Below are 644 nucleotides of genomic sequence, written 5' to 3'. Positions count from 1 at the left end.
GCGGACGCGGCATGCGCGTGGTGCGGCGGCTGAGCGAACTGGACGAGGCGCTGGCCGCCGCCCGGCAGGAGGCCCGCGCGGCCTTCGGTGACGACGAGGTGTTCGTCGAGCCGTACCTGGAGGGCGGCCGGCACGTCGAGGTCCAGGTGCTGGCGGACCGCCACGGCACGGTGTGGGCGCTGGGCACCCGCGACTGCTCCCTCCAACGCCGGCACCAGAAGGTCGTCGAGGAGTGCCCCGCCCCCGGGCTGGACGAGACGCAGCGCCACACCCTGCACACGGCGGCGGTCAGGGCCGCCCGGGCGGTGGACTACGAGGGCGCCGGCACCGTCGAGTTCCTGCTCGACGCCCGGGGCCGCCCCCACTTCCTGGAGATGAACACCCGCCTCCAGGTCGAGCACCCCGTCACCGAGGCCGTGCACGGCGTGGACCTCGTCGCGCTGCAACTCGCCGTCGCCGCGGGGGAGCCGCTCGACGACGAGCCGCCACCGCCGCGCGGCCACGCCGTCGAGGCCCGCCTCTACGCCGAGGACCCGGCCCGCGACTGGCAGCCGGGAACGGGCGTCCTGCACCGCCTGTCCCTGCCCGAGGGCGTGCGGCTCGACAGCGGGTACGACGACGGCGACACCGTCACCGCCCACTAC

General features: G+C 76.1%; 1 protein-coding gene. It reads left to right on the top strand.

Annotated features, from left to right (window positions below; genetic code table 11):
- Window positions 1-644 (top strand): ATP-binding protein (locus ACYVE9_RS29890; RefSeq protein WP_461030994.1); only part of this gene is annotated, 644 nt, incomplete at both ends.

The sequence above is a fragment of the Streptomyces sparsus genome, assembly GCF_054776295.1.
The sequence above is the reverse complement of the archived record's forward strand: the minus strand, read 5'-3'. Positions and strand labels throughout refer to the sequence as shown.